The organism is Flavobacterium olei, from assembly GCF_039749035.1.
In the GTDB taxonomy this organism is placed as follows: Bacteria; Bacteroidota; Bacteroidia; order Flavobacteriales; family Flavobacteriaceae; genus Flavobacterium; species Flavobacterium olei.
Genome location: NZ_JBDKWC010000005.1, coordinates 427,285 through 448,380 on the forward strand (window position 1 = coordinate 427,285; position 21,096 = coordinate 448,380).

The following is a 21,096-nucleotide window of genomic DNA, read 5'->3' on the forward strand; positions in this document are numbered from 1 at the left end:
AAATGATTAAAAAATATTTTGTGACGTGTTTAATTTTGTTGATTGTTTTATCTTGTAATAAAGTAAAAATTAGCAAAAATGAAAATACGATTATATTTGATAGTATTAAAGCTCCTGAAGGATTGGAGGATAGTTGTTCAGTTTCAGTAAAAGGGTATAAGAAAAAGTTTGGAGTAATTTTATCAAATTATTTTGAAATTTCTGATCAGATGTTTTATGATATTAATAAAGATGAAAAGATAGATACTCTACTCGTGTTGACACCTGCTTCAATGATACCAGGAGAAAAAGGTAATAGTTGCAATCGAGCAGATTTAGATGATAGATTACTAGTTGTACTTTTTAATTTGGATGGAAAAAAATCTAAGATTAATATATTTAAAAATATAATATCAAATCAAATAAGTGTTGCTTGGCAAGGTTCCGAAGAGTTTGGGAAATATAAAAATGGTTTTAAATTACAAAAGTCCTCAGGTCAGGGTTGTAAATTTGATTATTCTATTTTTGTGAATACTACTAACAAAAGAATAGTTATTGACAGTATAAGTTTATCATCTTTTTGTCCGTCAAGTAATAATAAAGAGAAGAATATTCAATTTTTTAAGACAAAAGATATTAGAAAATTTAATAGAAAAATGATAGATTCAATTAAAATGAAATATGACTTGTAGTCTGTAGCTTTATTCAAGTCTATTTCAAAGTAAATGATAGAAGATTTTAGATTTCTAACATGTTGAAATATTAAGAATATCAGTAAGAATAACTTGAAGATGAGCAGTAATGCTCATCTTCTTTTATAGCCATTTTTAACTTTAAAATAGAAACACTAAAAAGAAAGTAAAATCTTATGTGTTATTAGGGGCGTTTGGGAAGTACTTCGTATATTACAACCAAAAACGGTTCTATTTCGCAGCATGTGGAGTATATTGCTTTTGGGGAAGTTTTGTTTGAAGAGCATTCGAGTTCTTTTTCTTCTCCTTATTTATTTAACGGTAAGGAATTGGATCGTGAGACTAATCTGAGTTATTATGGTGCTAGGTATTTGGATATGAAGACTTCGCTTTGGTTAACGCTAGATATGATGGCGGAAAAAGGAGCAAATATTGGTGGATAAGTATATTGTTTTAATAATCCAATGATGTTTAGTGATCCAAGCGGATTATGGCCTGTATACAATGAAAATGGAGAATATATTGGTGATGATGGACGCAATGAAAAAGGAAAAGACTTAGCTTTTACTGGAGAAAAGGATGGCAAAGGGGGTTTTAAAAACCTAAAACAGTTTACAGATAATCATAACAAATTTATTCAAAAAGCATCAACTGTTTATGGAGAAAGTTCAGCGTATAAATCTGAAATGACAGAAGATTTAAGGAAAGAAATGTTTGCTATAGCCTCAGTGCATGAAAGAAATACGACTGCTTATGGGAATAATAGTGCACCTGCTAAAAAATTCCGTGAAACATCTCAAGAGGGAAGAAATGGAACAAAAATGCAATATGCTGTGGCTGCAGAAATCAACGCATTAAATGGGGGATTTGATTATAGCTATGGCGCTGATGCATGGGACGGAGCGGAGCAAGCTATGTTTAAATCTACAGATTATCGTTTTTCAACAGGTAGATTTGAATTACATAAAAATACCCTTGGCTGGACAATTTCTGATGCGCATTATAAGCAGTGGTCCTCTAATGTAGGAGAAGGTTTTGAAGTACCACAACTTAGCTTTACTCCTCATTCAGATACTAAATACAATAAGTATTATCAAGCAGGAAGAATTAATCTTAAATCTACAGCAGTGTATAATAAAACGATTTTTTGGCAAACTTTAAAAGGAAAAGATGTAATTAAAGCCTATCCTTGGAGTATCCCAAATCGTCCAGTCGAACCTAGTTTTCTAGATAATTTTAAAAAATAAAAAAAATGAAAATTTCGCAAATTTTATTTATCATATCCTTTACAATTTTTGGCTGTAATAATCCCGTTAAAAAAGAAACGGCTAATATTAAAAATAAAAAAGATAGTGTTAAAAATGAGTATCAGCTTATTAATGTGTTTCAAGATGGTATAAAAACTGCCTCTTATTATTATGATAAAATGGAACAACTAATAAAGATCAATGAGTACTTGACTAATGGAGATTTGGATAATGAAATAAACTTTCATTACAAAAATAATGAACTTGATTTTGTTTCTATTGGAGAGAATAATAAATCACAAGATGATTGGCTTTCTAATTATTATAAAAATATCAAAGAATATAATAATTTTTTAATTCAGAAAGGAATCAAAGTTGATAAACCTTTTATGATTGCCAATGAAGTAAGTGATTTACAAAATTTAATAACTAATATAGAATCCTTTAAGAAAACTAATAAAAAAGATGGAATATTATTTGCTTCTAAAAGAATAGATTTAAATGTAAGTTTTAATCCTTCTACAATGGAAAAGTTTATACCGCAAAATTCGAAGATTAGTTATTTTGAGTATTCATTAAATAATGCAGGATTTCTTGAAAGGGAAACAATTAAATTTAATGACGGTATTTTACGAATAGATTATATTTATGTTGATGAAAATATAAAGGAAATAGTATATTTATTAAAATACAGTAATAAAGAAAAATTAAAAGTAATCAAAAAATTTGATTCCCTTTAGAGTTCAACTCCTAGATGCCTTGCTAATCTATTTAAGTGATAAAGAGTAGTTAATTTTTCAAATTTAATGATGTAAGATTATACTATATTTGAAACAGAAATAATAACATTAAGAATTAATTTAAAGATGATCATTTGCTCATCTTTTTTTTTATAGTCATTTTAGGTTTACAATAGAAACATTAAAAGTAAGTAAAATTTTATTTTTTAAACGTAATCATTTAGGAAGAACTTCGCATATAACAACCAAAACGTTTCTATTTTGCAGCATTTGGAATATAATGCTTTTGGGGAAGTGTTGTTTGAGGAACATAGTTCATCTTTTTCTTCACCTTATTTATTTAATGGTAAGGAGTTAGATCGAGAGACAAATCTTAGTTACTATGGAGCTAGATATTTGGATATGAAGACTAGTTTATGGTTGAGTACTGACGATTATAAGGAGATATATCCAAATATTTCGTCATATGTATATGCAGCAAATAATCCTATAAATATTATTGATCCTGATGGAAAATTTTTAATGGATGTTCATAGAAGAATAACTGATAATGCTTTTACGGGTTCCGCAAAAGGGAGAACCTATGGTTCAGTGTACGATCATAAAGAGTTGAAATATAAAATGTTTGCCTTAGTATCAAAAGATACAGAACAATTTAGGAATGCAATTACAGGCGGGGCAAGTAATTATAGTGGATCCGTAGTTGCACGAGATGTTAGATCATTACCATGGTATGCTGGCGGGAGTGGAAAACCGTCGGTTGATAGTAATCACTTCGATAACATGAATTATTCTCAAATTAATTCAAATTTTGCGTCAATAAATCAAGGAATTGATAATTCTTTAAGTAAATATAAGAACGGTAAAATCAACGCAAAACAATTAGGAGGAATAGTTGGGGAATTTTACCACGCTATTGAAGATTTTTATTCCCATTCAAATTATATTGAATTATATGAAAAAACTTTCGGACAAACTTCTATTGATAAAATTCCAACATACTCTGATGTACTTTCTGATGCTAAATATAAAGATTTTGCTAATTTATTAAAGAAAGAGCTTCATACTGGGGAATATCCAGGGGAGGGTAATAATTCTTATAAAATGATGAATCATGATTTAGGTGCAGGTTCTCAATATGATTTCGTTGGTCAAGTAAAAGATAAAAGCGTTAATTGGAACTCAAGAGCCGCAGAGGCTGTAGCAACAAAAGCAGTAATTCAATATAATAATAAAGTGGAATCCCAAATTAAATAAGTATGAAAAAGTATAATTTGATAGTTTTATTAATTGTTTTAAATTTGGTTTTGGTCATTTATCTAAATTATAAAATTTCAAGTTTTGATTTGAGATTTTACTATGGAAACGATGATGGCTTTTTTACAAGATTAGAGGCGACATGTTTAATGAGTTGCTTATATTTTGGACTTTTAAGTAAAAAAAGAAAGCTTTTATTTTCAATAGTTGGGTTTGTAGTTGGAATTTTGTCAATTTTAATAAGTTGTCTAACAGTTTTCTATTTTTTAGATTTTGATGGAGTATTTTACCATCTGTTTGCTATTTTGTTATTTATTTTTACTTTTCATTTAATTGATAAACGTTTGACATAACTCCAGAAGGGGTAGTGTTTCAGATTAGGTGTTTTTATAAAATGATGATGTAAATACTTGAAAAAGAATATAATTTTTTAATTATGAAATAGAATAAGAGACGGCCAACAGGTCGTCTCTTCTATATTTTGTCTTTTAATAAGCCTTAAAATGCTTTTAACATACTTTAATGTTTCAAATTAGGTCATGAAAATAAAATCTAATTTTGGAATGGTACATGCATAAAAAAATAGATTTCAAGCGCTCCAATCGTCAACAATACGCTGGGAGGAACCGCTTCGCACGAATACCAATACGATGATTTTTACCGTTTAAAATCGGCAAAGGCAACCTATCAGGGCGAGTTTACCAAAGCCAGTTATGAGCTTAATATGAGCTATAATAAAATGCATAATATTACCAAAAAAGATTTGGTACATACCGTTAATAATGAGCAGAAAGGCTATGTTTTAGAGTATAATTACGATAACGAACTGCACCCAAATGCGCCTAATAAAATTGCAGAGGCAGGAAAAGCAGTTCCAAGAGAATATGCCTATGATGGCAACGAAAACCCAACAAGTTATACCGAAGATCAAAACTTCAGAAAAATGACCTGGGACGAAGAAAACCGTTTGATGGGAATCAACGATAACGGAAGAATCCATCAATATACCTATGATGCAAACGGCGAAAGGATAATTATAAGTTCTGGAGATTCGCAGAACGTAGCGGTTAATGGACAGACTGCCGCAACCATTGTACATACCGATGATTATACCGGTTATGTTTCACCTTATTTTGTGATTAGCAAGGGAAAATTTACCAAACATTATTTTGAAGGCGCGGGACGAATTGTAAGTAAACTAGGAAACGGAGCATTTGCGCAGCCGCTTAAAATTACGGCAGGCGGTGTTAATTATGGTAAACTAACAGCCGACAGCAAAAAGCAATGGATACTTATGTTAGAAGTTTAGGTTTGCCTCCAGGACTACCAACACAACAGGGAATCTATGCAACGCCTGAATTTACAGGAGATCCGTACCCTAGTGAAGTACTAAAACCCGTAGAAGAAAACCAGGAACCACCGGAATGGTGGCCGAGAAATCCTATTTTCAATGCGCCGGGAGATGTTCCCGGACCACCGGTACAATTTGGTCCGCCAGTAGAACCAGAAACAGTAAAAGCAAGTGAAGGTTTTACCGGAACAGGAATGCCGGAAAATGATATTTTTTATTTTCATCCTGATCATTTGGGAAGTACTTCGTATATTACAACCAAAAATGGTTCTATCTCACAGCATGTGGAGTATATAGCATTTGGAGAGGTTTTGTTTGAAGAGCATTCGAGTTCATTTTCTTCACCTTATTTGTTTAATGGTAAGGAATTGGATCGGGAGACGAATTTGAGTTATTATGGTGCTAGATATTATTCGCCAAAAGAAAACATTTGGTATGGATTAGATAAAATGGCAGAGAAATATCCTGATTTTGGAGGATATATTTATGCTTTTAATAATCCAGTTCGTTTTATTGATCCAGATGGTAATGATCCAAAACCGGTATATAATGGTTTCTGGAATGTGTTAAACGTTCTTCTATCGGGGAAAAAATGGATACCATATATGTCTAAGACAATTAAAGAAAGTGAATGGAATTTTAGCTGGGGTAGAGGATTTTACAAACAAACATCTTGTAGAACTGGAGAATGTGCTGATTACAGTCGATTGCAAGTGAACCAAGGCTCATCAGGAAAATATACAGCTGTTGGATCTAAGAATAGAGTGGATATGTATGTTAAAAAAGGCGGAGATACATCGAAATTAAATCTACAAAAAGGTGTAGATACAATTATTGAAAATCTTAACGAAGGAAAAGCAGTAATGGCCGGAGTTATGTATGATTCTAATAAGAATACAGGTAATCCAAATAGTGCAACAAATCATTACATTACAATTGTTGGTATGGGAAGAGATAAAGATGGCGCATATTTTTCTTATTATGATAATTATGCAGGAGAAGGGCATAGAGAACAGACAAAAAAAAATGTTGGTACAGATATAGTGCTTAACAAATTAAGGTTAAGTCAAACAAAAGATGGAACATATTATTTTTCTGATGGAGCAGATGGTAATATTCCTTATAATCAAAATAAGAAAGTTGAAGTAGGTAATCAAAATAAACAACCTGCTAGATATATTTTAACAGAAGTAAGAGACAATGAATAATGAAAAATAAAATAAAAGTTTTAATAATATTAGTTATGATTTCATCTTTTTTAGGGTGTAATAACATTTCAAAAAATGAAATATTAGGTGTATATGTTGTAGATAAGCAACCAATAGAATTGGTTAATAATAATATGTATTATTATCTGATTTTAGATAAGAATAGTAAGTACTATCTTAAATCAAATGATGACAATAAAAAAAAATTTGTTAGTTCTTGGAAAATACTAAATTCAAAAAATGATACTTTAAATATTGAATTTAAGTACATGAATAAAATTGTTATAGGAAAACTAAAAGGAAATACTTTTTTGTTTGAAAAAACAAATATTTTTGATCAACGCCTTCTCGCTTCATTGTATGTAAAAACAAATTTAGAAATTGGAAAAATTATAAGCTCCAAGTAAATTTGATGGAGTAGATCCGTACCCTAGTGAAGTACTAAAACCCGTAGAAGAGAATCAGGAACCGTCTGAAGGCTGGCCGAGAAATCCTATTTTCAATGCGCCGGGAGACGTTCCGGGACCGCCAGTACAGTTTGGACCACCTGTAGAACCCACAACTGTGAAAGGTGGTGAAGGATTTATCGGAGCCGGAATGCCGGAGAACGATATTTTTTACTTTCACCCTGATTATTTGGGAAGTACTTCGTATATTACGACCAAAAGTGCAAGTATAAACGAACACGTGGAATTATCGCGTTTGAAGAAGTGCTTTTTGAAGAACATAGTTCTTCGTTTAGTTCACCTCATTTATTTGATAGGAGGCAGTTGGGTCGTGAGACTAATCTGAGTTATATTTGGGCGAGATGTTCTGGCAATAAAAAACATTGATTCAAAGACATCCCTATTTACTACTTTGGTTCAAGTACTTATTATTTCTAAAAGATAAAAAAGAAATATCCTGAAAACTGGAAATAATATAGTGAAGGATATTAATTATAGTTTTATAACGTGAATTATTTTGTTTTTGTAGGTCGTACTTCTATCTTGCTTGGCAATACATTAGGATTCATTCGTAGGAGATCCACCACCATTTGTCCGATATCTGAAGGCTGGATTTTCCAGTTATCGGCTTCATTTGGCGTATGACCGTTAAAGTGCGACCTAACCGATCCGGGCATAATGGTAGTACATTTGACATCATATTCCCGTAGATCCAGCATCGCAGCCTGTGTAAAGCCCACCAGACCAAATTTTGAGGCATTATAAGCAGCACCATTAGCAAAGAAATTCGCTCCGGCCAGAGATGCAATAGAAATGTAGTAACCTTTATTTTCTTTGAGTTGTCCGGCAGTAGCTTTTAAGGTATGGAAAGCACCTGTAAGATTGGTGTCAATCATAGCGTTCCAGTCCTCAAGCGACATTTGATCTATAGGCGTAAATTTTCCAACGCCTGCATTCGCAATGACAATATCAAGTTTTCCAAATCTATGTACAACCTGTTCCACTGCTGTGGCCTCGTCATTAAAATTTCTGACGTCAGATTGAATAATCAGTACATTCTCGTTTCCTAATCTTTCCTGCACCTTTTCCAGGGCTTCGGTATCCCGGCCCGAAATTGCTACTTTTAATCCGTTATTTACCAGAGCTTCTGCAATGCCCAGACCGATGCCTTTTGCCGCTCCTGTGATATAAGCTACTTTGTTTTCTATTTGCTGCATTTTGATAAAATTAAATGGAGTTATTATTTTAAGGATATCGTTCGTTGTTTAAGTCCTTTTATCACAAAGACTCTTTATAAAAATACAATAAATTATAGAATACTGTCTCTTATAATGGGCTAAAATGCAAATGAACAAAGAGAAAAACTGAAAAAGTTGATCTTAGAAATAAAAAAAAAGCTTCAGTTATACTGAAGCTTTTCCCTTACGGATTAACGATGTCCTCATAAGGAAGATTAAAAATACCGTCTGTAATCTCGATGGCTTTCCCCGTATCCAGATTTCGCACCATCCCTGAGAAAGTGCCTTTAATGCCTGTTTTACTAATCGATTCGATTTTTACCGTAAAAACATCATCGGCAGTTCTTGTATTGTAAAGAATAGTTCCGTTTGGGGTCTGCACTGCATAGCGAGCCACCATTCCGGGTTCGACAGGGGTGGAGTAGGTGCCGGCTGTAATATTGCCTCCTAATTTCCATATTTCGAAATCCAGTGATGGTGATGGTAATTCTCCGGCTTTAGTAGGGTAAGGGGCTTCAGATCCTCCAATAACAATTTGCTCAAAACGGTTATCATTACCGCCACCTTGAAAGTTTACGGTATAAAAATTTATTTTACGTCCGTCCAAAGTAGCTTTAAAGTAATATTCTGCTGTATTGGCCTCCGGTTCGTCGTCACCGCCCGAACAGCCGCAGAAAAATAGTGCTAACATGCAAACGCATAAAAGCTTTTTACAGACGCGTGTAATGCTACCCGAAAAAATAGCCTCTCGCCAACTTTTAATCCTTATACTATTAATTCTCATAACTGTTTTTTTTTTTTTGATTATTAACAAATCTACCAAAGTAGTCTTTAGCAGACAATACCTGTTTTCATGGTATTTGTACTCTTCTTACTTATGAAGATTTTTTATTTGCCATTTCCCATCAATAAGGAGTAATAAAGTCGAGAACAATTTTTTCAATAAGGAAATACGATTTTAATATGCAGTAAATACTACTTTACCAGGATCAGGAATGAAGAGTGCTGACTCTAATTGCCTCGTACTCTGACTACTTTTACTAGCGAAGTATACTTTTTCCATTTATAGAATAAAAAGTTGTTTTACGATATTATAATCATACTTTTATTTTGTTAGAAAATTTTAAAGGATAGTGGTTAAATTTTTATTGTGTTGTTATTTTTTTTGTATATTTAATATAAGGATGCTAATTATTATAACATCAATTAAATTAGAAGCTTTTTAAAAATAAAACAATAAAAATCAGTTTAGTATGTATAGGTGCCATAAGTCGTAAAGGACTAGTATTTGTTCTCATTTGAGAGTGTTTTACATATTTTATTCGTGTAGGTAGCTTGAAATACATAGAAACTAATGGCGATTGCTTTCGAAGTTGATATACAAAGTACCAATAGACCAGAGGACAATTCTATATTGTTCTGGCAACAGTTTTAAATAAGCAGCATTATAAATAATACTATAAAAATCAATATTTAATTCCATGGTTATACAAAATAATTCGCCTCCATACTTTGGCTGCCTACCTATGTTAAGTCGGTTCAGAAAATACCGGACTTATTACTTTTAATGCCTAATAATGATAGGTAATTTTAAGCAAATTCTTGAAAAAGCATTCTCAAATTATGACCCCCCGTCTACAAATTTTAAAAATTATATGTTATGAAAAAAAAATACTCATCCCTTGTAGTTTTGCTGTTCATTTTGTTTTTTTTATCTAATCCTCTTAATGCCCGTACTGCGACAGATAAGCCCGCAGTTCGTAACTATAAATCTTTTATTTCAAATAATAGTATTGCATATGAAATTGAAAAACACAGGGTGTGGCTTAATCTAACCAATAATGAGGGGCTATTTAAGCAGCTTTTAATTGGTTACATTGATGGAGCAACCAATGGTTTTGATCAGAATTACGATGCCGTTACTGCAAACGCAAATAAATATGCAGATTTTTACAGTATTAATGAAGGTAAAAAATTAGTCATTCAGGGACGCGGTCTCCCATTCCTTACAACAGATATGATCCCTTTGGGTTACAGATCTGAAATCGCGGGAGAGTTAAAGATTTCCATTGATCAGGCAGATGGTAAATTAACGGATCAGGATATTTATATTGAAGATCGAAAAACCGGTACAATACATAATTTGAAGAAAAGTTTATATACATTTTCAACAGAGAAAGGTGTATTTACAGATCGTTTTATACTTCGTTATAGCGCAGCTGCAAGTCTTGGGACAGAGGAAGTTACGATCGCTGATTCGAAAGTACTCATTGCCTCAAGAAATAAAATAGTGACATTAAAATCATACGGCTCTGCACTGGAGGATGTGGCAGTGTATGATATTACAGGTAGACTCGTGTGCAGTCGTCCTAATTTAAATACATTTGATTTGGAACTTGCTGATATTCAATCTGATAATCAGGTATTGCTAATTAAGGCACTTTTTGAAGATGGAAATACAATAACTAAAAAAGTTATATTTTAGATATTGTATTGTTTCTTAGATAAAAGAGCGTTAAAGTAATAAAGTAGTTCCATAATTGACTACAACAAAAAAGCTTCAGAGAGATCTGAAGCTTTTTTTGTTGAGGTTAAAATGCTGTAATATTAGCAGGAAATCCTGTAAGATTACCCTGCTGATATAGTTGTAAATTTGTCTCTATACTGGTAACAATACATTTGAAATCAGTCAGAAAATAACAGGGAACCGGCGGGGTTCGTCTGGAGGTTCTGTCCAATGATTTAGTTAGTTACCGCATACCATTTCAGGCACCCGCCGGCTGCCGAAGAACTCCTTAAACTTTTAGGGAGTTTTTTTTTGCCAAAAGTTAACTTCCTGATTTTTCATTGTTTATAAATTCTGATGGCGACATTGAAAAGCTTTTCTGGAAGTTCCTGCTGAAGCTGGATTGTGAATTATAACCCACTATTTCTGCAATTTCATACACTTTATATTTCCCGGATAACAATAATTCTGCTGCTTTTTTCAGGCGTGCATTGTTTATCAGTTCGTTCGGACTTAAATTAGAGATGTCTTTTATTTTTCGATACAAAGTAGAACGGCTCATGTGCAGGATATCGGCCAGAGATTCGACACTTAAATTGGTATCAGACATATTCTGATCGATAATTTCATCCAGTTTTTTTATGAATTCCTCGTCAACCGTATTGTGGGCAATAGTTTTTAAATGAGATAGAGGAGAACTAGCATAATATTCCATAACATGACGTCTGTTAGATAATAAATTATCAATTTGCGCGATTATAAAATCCATTGAAAATGGCTTTGAAATATATGCATCAGCACCAGATTCCAAACCTTTAATACGGGATTGTACTGCACTTAACGCGGTTAAGAGAATAACCGGAATATGGCTGGTTTCGATATTAGATTTAATGCGCGCGCACAATTCGATTCCGTCCATAACCGGCATCGTGATATCACTTATTACAATATGAATGGTTTGATTATGAATAACTTTCAAAGCTTCCTCTCCGTTTGCAGCTTTATAAATTTTATATTCCTTGCTCAGTTCTTTGCTCATAAAGTTGAGCAGTTCCAGATTATCTTCAACAATCAGAATTTGCGTTTTGGTGTTCTTCGCCGTAATTTCATTTTCAAATTCTTCGTTACCGTCTTTTAAGGTTTCGGTGGTATCTTTATAAAGATGGAATTCACTTTCCTGACGCAAAGGCAGTTTCAAAACAAAAGTATTCATGGTATCATCCACGAACTTGAGTTTCAAAGTTCCATTGTGCAGTTCCGTTAAAGAATGTGCCAGTGACAAACCAATTCCGGTTCCTGTTTGTGTTTCCGATCCCAATATCCTGAAGAAAGGTTCAAAGATTTTGCTCTTAAGGCTTTTCGGAATCAGGTTCCCGTCGTTTTTTACAATAAATTCCAAAGAATTTTCATCTCTGAATAACGTAATTATAACTTCACTTTTGGCATATTTTATAGCATTACTAATTAAATTGCTCAGTATTTTTCGAATTGCTTCTTCGTCTACAAAAGCATAAATATTTTTTTCCCCCAGTTCCAGCTCCAGTTTTATATTTCTCTCCTCTATAAGAGGCGTAAACTCAGATTGCAATTGTTTGACTATTAAGGATATATTGGTTTCTACAAAAGTCAGCCCAATTCCTTCCATTTCCGTTTTTCTAAAGTCAAGTAATTCGTTTACTAAATTTAAAAGACGAGAAGTATTTTTTTCCATAATTGATAAATTAGGAAGAATATCGGAAGACTCATAAGTCTTTTTCAAAAGGCTTTCCAACGGACTCTTGATCAGCGTTAAAGGCGTACGGATTTCGTGTGCAACATTGGTAAAAAACTCGATTTTTGCGTGATAGATTTCCTTTTCTTTTTCGTTATTAAGATTAGCAATTTTCTGGTTGTTTTCTTTAATCGTCATTTGATGATAAAGTCGCAAAAGCCAGTAAAGACAGCCTGCAATAAGAAGAAAATAAACAAAAAATGCATAACCGCTGGCCCAGAAAGGAGGTAAAATCGTAATTTCAACAACCGCCTCCTTACTCCAGATACCACTTGCGCTTAACGATTTAACCCTAAATTTATAATTGCCTGACGGAAGCTCGGTAAAAAACACTTTATTGTTTCTGTTTAAATAAACCCAGTCATCGCTGATCCCGTCGAGCTTATACCAATATTGTGTAAGCTCAGGCGCGGTGTAGCTTAACGCCGCAAAATCGATATTAAAATTGGACTGGTCATTTTTTAAAGTAATTTTTTTGATATAAGAAACAGATTCATCCAGTGGCGAGTTGTCCTCATTTACCACAACATCCTGATTGTTAATCTGCAGCCCGGTAATAAATACAGGCGGATTGTATCTGTAAGTGCTGAAATTTTTAGGATTAAAGCTAATCATTCCGTTAAGATTTCCAAAATACATATCGCCGTTTGAATCCTTAAAAGCAGAACTGTAATTAAACTGGTCACTCAGTAAACCGTTTGCTGTCGTAAAAAATTTAACCGATTTCGTTTTATAGTTAAATCGCACCAATCCTTTTGACGTCGTGATACATAAATTTTGCTGATCGTCCTGAAGAATCGAGTAGATTACGTTGCTCGAAAAACCATCTTTGGTCGTAAACTTTGTAAATTCTTTGGTTTTTGCATGAAATAAATTGAGGCCATTTTCGGTTGCAATCCAAAGATTATTTTGCTTATCCTGAAAAATAGAAGTTATAAAATCATTGCTGATGCTTTTACCGTCTTTATAATCATGACGGTAAACGGCTTTTTCTTTGGTTTTCGGATTGTAATAAAACAGTCCGTCACGATACGATCCCGCCCATAAATTTCCATCCTTATCCTTAAACATACAGGTATAATGGGTAGACTCTGAAAAGAAATCACAAATTTTGAAGCTGTCGTTCTGATCTTCGTACAAATAGATTCCAACAGAAGTTATGACATACAATTTCTTTTCGGGAGTTTCATAAAACGAAACGATAAAGTCACTTTTAAAACTGCTAGTCTTATGATCGTAATGTTTAATAATTCTGCCGGTGCCCGCATCCATCACATCTAAGCCATGTTCAAAAGTACCAATCCAGATTTTATTTCCACGAGGTAAAACGCCGTGAATATTGTAAAACGAAAGACCTGATTTTGTTCCGTCTGGTTTATAATTGATAAATTTTTTGGTTTGAAGATTAAATTTATTAAGCCCTGCATCTTCAGTACCAATCCACAAATTACCCTGATTGTCTTTCTGGATTTCGCGAACAGCGCTGCCTACAATTGCATTTTCACTCTTTCGGGGAAAATATTTTTTAAACTGATCGTATTGTTTTTGATGGTAGTTGACACCGCCAAAATAAGTTCCAATCCAGACACCATTTTCCTTGTCTATTGTAATAGAGTAGGTTGCATTATCAGAAATGGCGTAAGGATCGCTCGGACTTTTTCGCAAATTTCGGATTGTTTTATTTTGCAGGTTATAAATGTATGCACCAGATTCGCTGGCAATCCATAATTCATTTTTGCTTCTTTTAAATTGCCTCACAAAAACCGGCTTTTCAGCTGTTGCAATAAAAGGTGTTGTTTTTCCACTCGGTACATCATATTTAAAAATACCATGATCGCGGGTACCAATTAAGATGGCATTTGCATCAAGTGCGTAAATTACCGAGATCGAAAACGTGCTTCCCGGAAGCTGTACTTTAATTTTATCAAAACTCTGCGTAGCTTCAGAATAATGGTATAAATCATCGTAAGAGGAAACCCAGATTCCGCCTTTTTTATCACAGCTTATAGAAGTGGCGTAAAAAGAATTACGGCCGTCAAACATTCTGGTTTCTTTGGTATCGACATTATATTTAATAAGCGTTCCAATAGAAATAAACCAGAGATTATTCTTCAAATCATTGTCAATATCATTGATACGACTATTTATAGCCTCATTTATAAAAGCAAATTTTTCTAATTTTTTGTCATAGGAATACAAACCTTTATCGGTTCCCACCCAGATATAATTTTTGAATTCGTGAAGCGATTGAATATAATTACTTCCCAATGAGGTTTTAGGATCCGGACCGCTTCTAAATGTTTTAAAATGGTAACCGTCAAAACGATTTAAACCGTCTTTTGTACCAAACCATAAAAAACCGTCTTTGTCCTGAATAGAAGCCAAAACAGTATTATTCGACATTCCGTTTTCTACTTTATAATGTTTAAAATAATATTCCTGGCTAAAAACAAAAGAAGATAAAAACAGGAAAAAAAGAGATAGTCCGGATTTTAAAAGACGCTGCATGTAAATGGTTGTATTAATTTTTATAAAAAAAAAATTTTTCGGTTGTCTCAATAGCACATCATTTTGATTTTTCTGTGTAATAGCAATGCGTTAAAAGTTGTTTTGAATCAATTCAACACAAATGTGAAACAAAATGAGATCAGAATTAAGTGCTCATTATCCTATTTTGGCCAAAAATTAAAATGATAATTTTTTAATATTTAAATTATTATATTAATAAAAATAAAGTAAAATTTTGTGACAGAAGTTAGATTTTTGGCTTTTATAGCGCTTGCAATATTACTTATATTTTTAATAATACAAAATGAAATTCTTAAAAGTTCTTTTTTTAATTTTTCTATGTGAAACTAACCTGAAAACCAAAAAAAACAAAACAACCAGATCCCAAAAGGTTCTTAAACCTAAACCTAATTAGATGAAAAGAAAAATACACCTACTACCACAATCCCTTTTATTGCTTTTGTTTTGGATGGTCAGTCCTAATGTCAATGCACAAAAAACTTTTGCAAATCCACTTTTAGAGTACGGGCCCGATCCTTACAGCACGTATCACGAAGGATATTACTATTACACCCATACCATGCAGGACCGTCTTGTGCTTTTTAAAACTAAAAATCTGGCTGATTTAAAAAATGCGGAAAAGAAAACCATTTGGATTGCGCCAAAAAATACCGACTACAGTGCCGAAATATGGGCACCAGAATTTCATTTTATTAAGGGGAAATGGTATGTGTATTTTGCCGCCGATAATGGTTCTAATAACACTCACCGAATGTATGTTTTAGAAAATGATTCTAAAGATCCGATGAAAGGCGATTGGCTTTTTAAAGGCAAAATTGCTGCGCAAACAGACAAATGGGCTATTGACGGAAATGTTTTTACCTATAAAAAACAATTGTATATGATTTGGTCCGGTTGGGAAGGAGATACCAATGGTCAGCAGAATATTTATATTGCCAAAATGAAATCTCCGACCGAAATTGAGAGCGACAGAGTTTTGATTTCCAGTCCGAAAAATCAGTGGGAATTACATGGAGCGCTGCATGATGATGTAAATCCCCCGCAGGTCAATGTAAATGAAGGACCTCAGTTTTTGTCTCATAAAAATAAGGTCTTTATTATTTTCTCTGCAAGCGGATGCTGGACAGACAATTATAGTTTAGGATTACTGACCTTCACGGGAAAAGATAATTTGTTAGAACCTTCTTCCTGGATAAAATCTGAAACGCCCATTTTGAGTCAGTCGCATCAGACAAAAGTTTACGCTCCGGGACATAATTCGTTTTTTAAGTCACCAAACGGAAAAGAAGACTGGATTTTATACCATGCCAATTCAAATCCCGGAGAAGGCTGCGGAATGAAAAGATCGCCAAGAATGCAGCAGATAAAATGGGGCATAAATGGAAATCCGGTTATTGGAGACCCGGTTTCTGAAGGAAAAGAACTGGCAATTCCGGCAATGTAATTTCCGGCCATTTCTAAAAAAAACATTTTTCATAACAAATTAAATCAATATTTTTACAATTATACTAAATCGTTTTAGTAGATTTGTTGATATTGATTTTTAATAGTTTACTAACATTTCAATTACTAACTAACCACATGAATCTTAAAACCATTTTATTTTCAGTTTATTTTATTGCAATTCCATTTGCTGTCGTAAAGGCACAGGAAGTTGCAATTCAAAAAGCCTCGTTGGCCGGTGATAGAATTGCCGAGTTTATTCCGAAAGGATACGATAAGAGCAAAACACCTTCTTTAATTCTTGCTTCAGAACCGAAGTCAAAAGGAAAATTACCGTCAGATTGGTCATTAGTTCCTGAATTTACATTCAAAAACGATAAAGCAAGCGCGGTTTTAAATTTAAAAGAAGATATTAGTCTGTACGGCGGCGGCGAAGTTACTGGTCCGCTATTGCGTAACGGGCAATCCATAAAACTTTGGAATACCGATACCGGCGCGTACAGCGTAGAAGGCGGTAAACGATTATATCAGACGCATCCCTGGGTAATGGGAGTTCGTAAAGACGGTTCTGCTTTCGGAATTATCTTCGACAGTACCTGGAAAGCAGAATTAATCACCAATTCAGATCAGATTATTTATAATTCCGAAGGCGCATTGTTCAGGATTTATATTATTGATCGCAAATCACCACAGGAAGTCATAAAAGGACTTTCAGAATTAACAGGAACTATTAAATTACCTCCACGCTGGGCTTTGGGTTATCATCAATGTCGTTTTTCGTATGACAGCGAAAAACGCGTAATGGAAATTGCAGATAATTTTAGAGAAAGAAAAATTCCGTGCGACGTAATCTGGATGGATATTGATTATATGCAGGGGTACAGAGTTTTTACATTTGACAGCGTAAGGTTTAAAAATCCAAAAAGATTAAATGACAATCTTCATAAAAAAGGTTTTCGTGCTGTTTATATGATTGATCCGGGTGTGAAAGTAGATAAAGAATATTCAGTTTATAACTCGGGTTCGCAAAATGATGTGTGGGTAAAAAAGCCGGACGGAGAAGAATATCATGGTAAAGTCTGGCCGGGAGATTGCGCTTTCCCTGATTTTACAAGTCCGAAAACCAGAACCTGGTGGGCAGGTCTATATAAAGATTTTTTAAATACAGGAATAGACGGTGTCTGGAATGATATGAACGAACCTGCTGTCAATGATAATGATTTTCCCGAAGATAAACGTCTGGGAACCATGCCATACGATACACCTCATAAAGGAGGTGGTACTTTACCGCCGGGCTCTCATTTGTTGTACCACAACGCTTACGGCCGACTAATGGTCGAAGCTTCTTATGAGGGAATATTAAAAACTAATCCGGAGAAGCGTCCTTTTCTCTTAACAAGATCCAATTTACTGGGCGGACAGCGATATGCAGCCACGTGGACGGGAGATAATTATGCCGGCTGGGATCATTTAAAATTATCGGTGCCAATGTCGCTGACTTTAGGATTATCGGGTCAGCCGTTTAACGGACCGGATATTGGAGGTTTCCTGGGGAATACAGATGGCGATTTATGGGCCAACTGGCTGGGATTTGGTGCTTTTATGCCATTCGCCCGCGGACATGCCTGCGCCGGAACCAATGACAAAGAACCTTGGGCATACGGGCCCGAAATTGAGAAAACTTCTCGAATTGCTCTGGAAAGACGCTATCGTCTGCTTCCATATATGTATACTCTTTTTTATGAATCTTCAAAAATCGGTCTTCCGGTTATGGCTCCGGTGTTTTTTGCAGATCCTAAGGATGCACGTTTAAGAAGTGAAGAACAGGCTTTCCTGTTGGGAGAAAATCTTTTGGTGGTTCCCGCTTTCGCGAAAAATCCGATTTTGCCTTCAGGAATTTGGGAAGAATTAAATTTGGTAGATGGTGAGAAAGGCGATAAATATCAGGCCAAACTGAGTATTAAGGGGGGAAGTATTATTCCGGCAGGAAAAATTATCCAAAATGCAGGAGAAAATTCGTTCGATCCGTTGAGTCTCTTTGTTTGTCTGAATAAGGATGGCAAAGCTCAAGGCGAATTGTACGTAGATGCCGGTGACGGATTTGGTTTTCAGAAAGGAGATTTTGCTTTGCTACAATTCACTGCAGAAAGAAAGAACAATACCGTGCAAATCAAAACTTCCGGTAAAGAAGGAAAAAGAAATATCGACAAGGAAATAAATAAAATAAACGTGACTTTACTTTTAGATGGTAAAACTTATGAAGGTATAGGGACACTTAAAGATGGAATTACGATCCAGTTAAAGTAATTAAGTCTTCAAAATGAAAAATTAAATATGAAAAACATTTTTAAAATCTGTCTTATAATAGTTGCCTCCACTGTAAGTAATGTCTCGGTGGCACAACCATCTGTTAAAAAGTTCTCCGATTATGTAAATCCGAATATTGGCACTGCTCACAGCCGCTGGTTTTTTTACACGCCCGCTGCAATGCCGTTTGGTCTGGCAAAACTAGGTCCGTCGACCAATGGACATTTGGGTAACAAGGATGGATGGGAAGCTACAGGTTATGATGAAAGAGATACTTCTATTGAGGGTTTCCCGTGCTTACACGAATTCCAGATAGGCGGAATTGTGCTTGCACCTTCTGTTGGGAAGCTGCAAACCATTCCCGGCAAAGCTGAAAATCCGGATGAAGGTTACAGATCCCGATTTGACAGAAAAGACGAATATGCCACTTCCGGTTATTATTCGGTTTTGTTAAAAGATTATAAGGTTAAAGCAGAACTTACGGCTACAAAAAGAGTTGGTTTTCAGAGGTATACTTTTCCCAAATCTTCTGAGTCGAATATTATTTTTGATATTGGAAACAGACAAGGCGAAAGCGGTGCTGTAAAAGATTCAAAAGTAAACATTACAGCAGACGGAAGGATTGAAGGTTATGTGATCACAACTCCTGAATATGTTAAAAAATATCAGACTGGCGCCGAAGTGGCGATGTATTTTTCGGCTGTCGTAGATAAGAAACCCGCTGGCTTCGGAACATTCAATAAAAAAGAAACCAAAGCCGGAAGTAAAGAAATTTCAGGAGAAGGTGCAGGCGTATATTTAACTTTTAATACAAAAGAAAATGAAAGTATTACAGTAAAAATTGGACTGTCTTATACTTCAATTGCAAATGCGAGACTTAATCGGGATACAGAAGCTAAAAACCTCAACTTTGATGCAGCAAGAAAGCAAGGTAATTCAGTTTGGAACGATTATTTAGGAAGGATAGCCGTAGAAGGTAAAAACGAAAATGACAAAATTAAATTCTATACCGGATTGTACCATGCATTATTGGGCCGTGGATTAGGAAGCGATGTCAATGGTGCTTATCCGATGAATAATGGTAAGGTAGGACAAATTCCGCTTGACGCAAAAGGAAAGCCCCAGTATAATTATTATAATACAGATGCCATTTGGGGCGGCTATTGGAATCTGACACAACTTTGGGCACTGGCGTACCCGGAATATTACGCAGATTGGGTTCAGGGACAAATTTTGGTTTATAAAGATGCGGGCTGGCTGGGCGACGGAATTGCAAACAGTAAATACGTTTCGGGTGTGGGTACCAATTTTACCGGACTTGCAATTGCATCGGCTTATAATTCAGGCATCCGTAATTTTGATGTGGAGAAAGGTTATGAAGCGGCCTTAAAAAATGAACTGGAATGGAAAAACAGAATTGAAGGTGCAGGGAAAATGGATGTAAAACAATTTGTAGAATTGGGTTATTCTCCATTTCTGGACAATATGGATTTTAAAACCAATTCTGAAGGTTCCGGATTTTCGGCTTCTCATACGCTGGAATATTCGTTTAGTGCTTATGCTGTTGCGCAATTTGCAAAAGCGCTTGGTAAAACAGAAGATTACGAAAAACTCATAAAACTGGCAGATGGCTGGAAATTGATATACGATAAGGAAACAACTTTTATAAGACCCAAATATGCCAACGGTACATTCATTAAAGATTTTGATCCGTCGCAGCCGTGGACAGGTTTTCAGGAAGGAAATGCATGGCAGTATACTTTTTACGTTCCTCACAATGTGCCGGAATTAGTGGCAGCTTTAGGTAAAGATACGTTTAACAATCGTCTCGATGATATTTTTAAAAAATCTCAGAAAAATGTTTTTGGCGGAGGAACAAAAATCGATGCTTTTGCAGGATTATCCGGTTTTTACAATCATGGAAATCAGCCTAATTTACATATTTCATGGCTTTTCAATTTCTCAGGAAAACCATACCTGACACAAAAATGGGTACACGCAATCTGCGATGAATTTTATGGAACAGAAGGAATTCATGGCTACGGTTATGGTCAGGATGAAGATCAGGGGCAACTGGGCGCTTGGTATGTAATGTCCTCCATCGGGTTATTTGATGTGAAAGGGCTGACAGATATTAATCCGTCTTTTCAGATTGGAAGTCCGCTATTTGATAAAATCACCATATCGCAATTGGGAAAAGACCGAAATAAAAAGTTTGTAATCGATGTTAAAAACAATTCCAAAACCAATATTTACCTGCAGGAAGTACAATTGAACGGCGCAAATTTAGAGAAGCTTTCTGTTGGTTTGGATGCCATTAAAAAAGGGGGCTCCTTAAAAATTAAAGTTGATGCGAACCCAGGCGATAAATGGTCCAATTAA

16 protein-coding genes are annotated in these 21,096 nt (G+C 34.6%); 13 read left to right on the plus strand and 3 right to left on the minus strand.

Annotated features, from left to right (window positions below):
* Positions 1–2 precede the first annotated feature (2 nt).
* The 9 genes from ABEB31_RS15405 (at position 3) to ABEB31_RS15445 (ending at position 6,881) form a co-directional block, all read left to right on the plus strand.
* The gene (locus ABEB31_RS15405; RefSeq protein ID WP_347052526.1) at positions 3–671 is read left to right on the plus strand and encodes a hypothetical protein; all 669 of its coding nucleotides are present in this window, start codon (positions 3–5) and stop codon (positions 669–671) included.
* A 194-nt stretch (positions 672–865) separates the two neighbouring features.
* Positions 866–1,114 (plus strand): RHS repeat domain-containing protein, encoded by a 249-nt coding sequence (locus ABEB31_RS15410; protein WP_347052527.1) that lies wholly within the window; start codon positions 866–868, stop codon positions 1,112–1,114.
* Between the two features lie 21 nt (positions 1,115–1,135).
* Positions 1,136–1,918 (plus strand): hypothetical protein, encoded by a 783-nt coding sequence (locus tag ABEB31_RS15415; RefSeq protein WP_347052528.1) that lies wholly within the window; start codon positions 1,136–1,138, stop codon positions 1,916–1,918.
* Between the two features lie 5 nt (positions 1,919–1,923).
* Positions 1,924–2,658: a hypothetical protein gene (locus tag ABEB31_RS15420; RefSeq protein WP_347052529.1), complete on the plus strand. Its 735-nt coding sequence runs from the start codon at positions 1,924–1,926 to the stop codon at positions 2,656–2,658.
* Between the two features lie 261 nt (positions 2,659–2,919).
* Complete coding sequence (locus ABEB31_RS15425; protein WP_347052530.1) at positions 2,920–3,915, plus strand: RHS repeat-associated core domain-containing protein; 996 nt, start codon at positions 2,920–2,922, stop codon at positions 3,913–3,915.
* A 2-nt stretch (positions 3,916–3,917) separates the two neighbouring features.
* Positions 3,918–4,268 carry a hypothetical protein gene (locus ABEB31_RS15430; protein WP_347052531.1) on the plus strand — a complete coding sequence of 117 codons (351 nt, stop codon included), beginning with the start codon at positions 3,918–3,920 and terminating at the stop codon, positions 4,266–4,268.
* A gap of 263 nt (positions 4,269–4,531) precedes the next feature.
* On the plus strand, positions 4,532–5,224 hold the full coding sequence (locus ABEB31_RS15435) for a hypothetical protein (protein WP_488168027.1): 693 nt from the start codon (positions 4,532–4,534) through the stop codon (positions 5,222–5,224).
* Complete coding sequence (locus tag ABEB31_RS15440) at positions 5,200–6,474, plus strand: RHS repeat domain-containing protein (RefSeq protein WP_347052533.1); 1,275 nt, start codon at positions 5,200–5,202, stop codon at positions 6,472–6,474. The genes ABEB31_RS15435 and ABEB31_RS15440 overlap by 25 nt, the downstream gene beginning before the upstream one ends.
* Positions 6,474–6,881 (plus strand): hypothetical protein, encoded by a 408-nt coding sequence (locus tag ABEB31_RS15445; RefSeq protein WP_347052534.1) that lies wholly within the window; start codon positions 6,474–6,476, stop codon positions 6,879–6,881. The genes ABEB31_RS15440 and ABEB31_RS15445 overlap by 1 nt, the downstream gene beginning before the upstream one ends.
* Before the next feature lie 551 nt (positions 6,882–7,432).
* On the opposite strand, the gene ABEB31_RS15450 is transcribed toward ABEB31_RS15445, so the two are convergent.
* Both ABEB31_RS15450 and ABEB31_RS15455 read right to left on the minus strand, forming a co-directional pair.
* On the minus strand, positions 7,433–8,137 hold the full coding sequence (locus ABEB31_RS15450) for an SDR family oxidoreductase (protein ID WP_347052535.1): 705 nt from the start codon (positions 8,135–8,137) through the stop codon (positions 7,433–7,435).
* Between the two features lie 205 nt (positions 8,138–8,342).
* Complete coding sequence (locus ABEB31_RS15455) at positions 8,343–8,849, minus strand: hypothetical protein (RefSeq protein ID WP_347052536.1); 507 nt, start codon at positions 8,847–8,849, stop codon at positions 8,343–8,345.
* 969 nt (positions 8,850–9,818) lie between these two features.
* Here ABEB31_RS15455 and ABEB31_RS15460 point away from each other — a divergent pair.
* A complete protein-coding gene (locus ABEB31_RS15460; protein WP_347052537.1) occupies positions 9,819–10,643 on the plus strand; it encodes a T9SS sorting signal type C domain-containing protein in 825 nt (274 codons plus the stop codon).
* Between the two features lie 343 nt (positions 10,644–10,986).
* On the opposite strand, the gene ABEB31_RS15465 is transcribed toward ABEB31_RS15460, so the two are convergent.
* Positions 10,987–14,943 (minus strand): hybrid sensor histidine kinase/response regulator transcription factor, encoded by a 3,957-nt coding sequence (locus tag ABEB31_RS15465; protein ID WP_347052538.1) that lies wholly within the window; start codon positions 14,941–14,943, stop codon positions 10,987–10,989.
* 415 nt (positions 14,944–15,358) lie between these two features.
* On the opposite strand from ABEB31_RS15465, the gene ABEB31_RS15470 reads away from it, so the two are divergent.
* The 3 genes from ABEB31_RS15470 (at position 15,359) to ABEB31_RS15480 (ending at position 21,096) form a co-directional block, all read left to right on the plus strand.
* Positions 15,359–16,408, plus strand: coding sequence for a glycoside hydrolase family 43 protein (locus tag ABEB31_RS15470; protein ID WP_347052539.1), 1,050 nt, complete (start codon positions 15,359–15,361; stop codon positions 16,406–16,408).
* Between the two features lie 137 nt (positions 16,409–16,545).
* Positions 16,546–18,714 (plus strand): TIM-barrel domain-containing protein, encoded by a 2,169-nt coding sequence (locus ABEB31_RS15475; protein ID WP_347052540.1) that lies wholly within the window; start codon positions 16,546–16,548, stop codon positions 18,712–18,714.
* 27 nt (positions 18,715–18,741) lie between these two features.
* On the plus strand, positions 18,742–21,096 hold the full coding sequence (locus ABEB31_RS15480; RefSeq protein WP_347052541.1) for a GH92 family glycosyl hydrolase: 2,355 nt from the start codon (positions 18,742–18,744) through the stop codon (positions 21,094–21,096).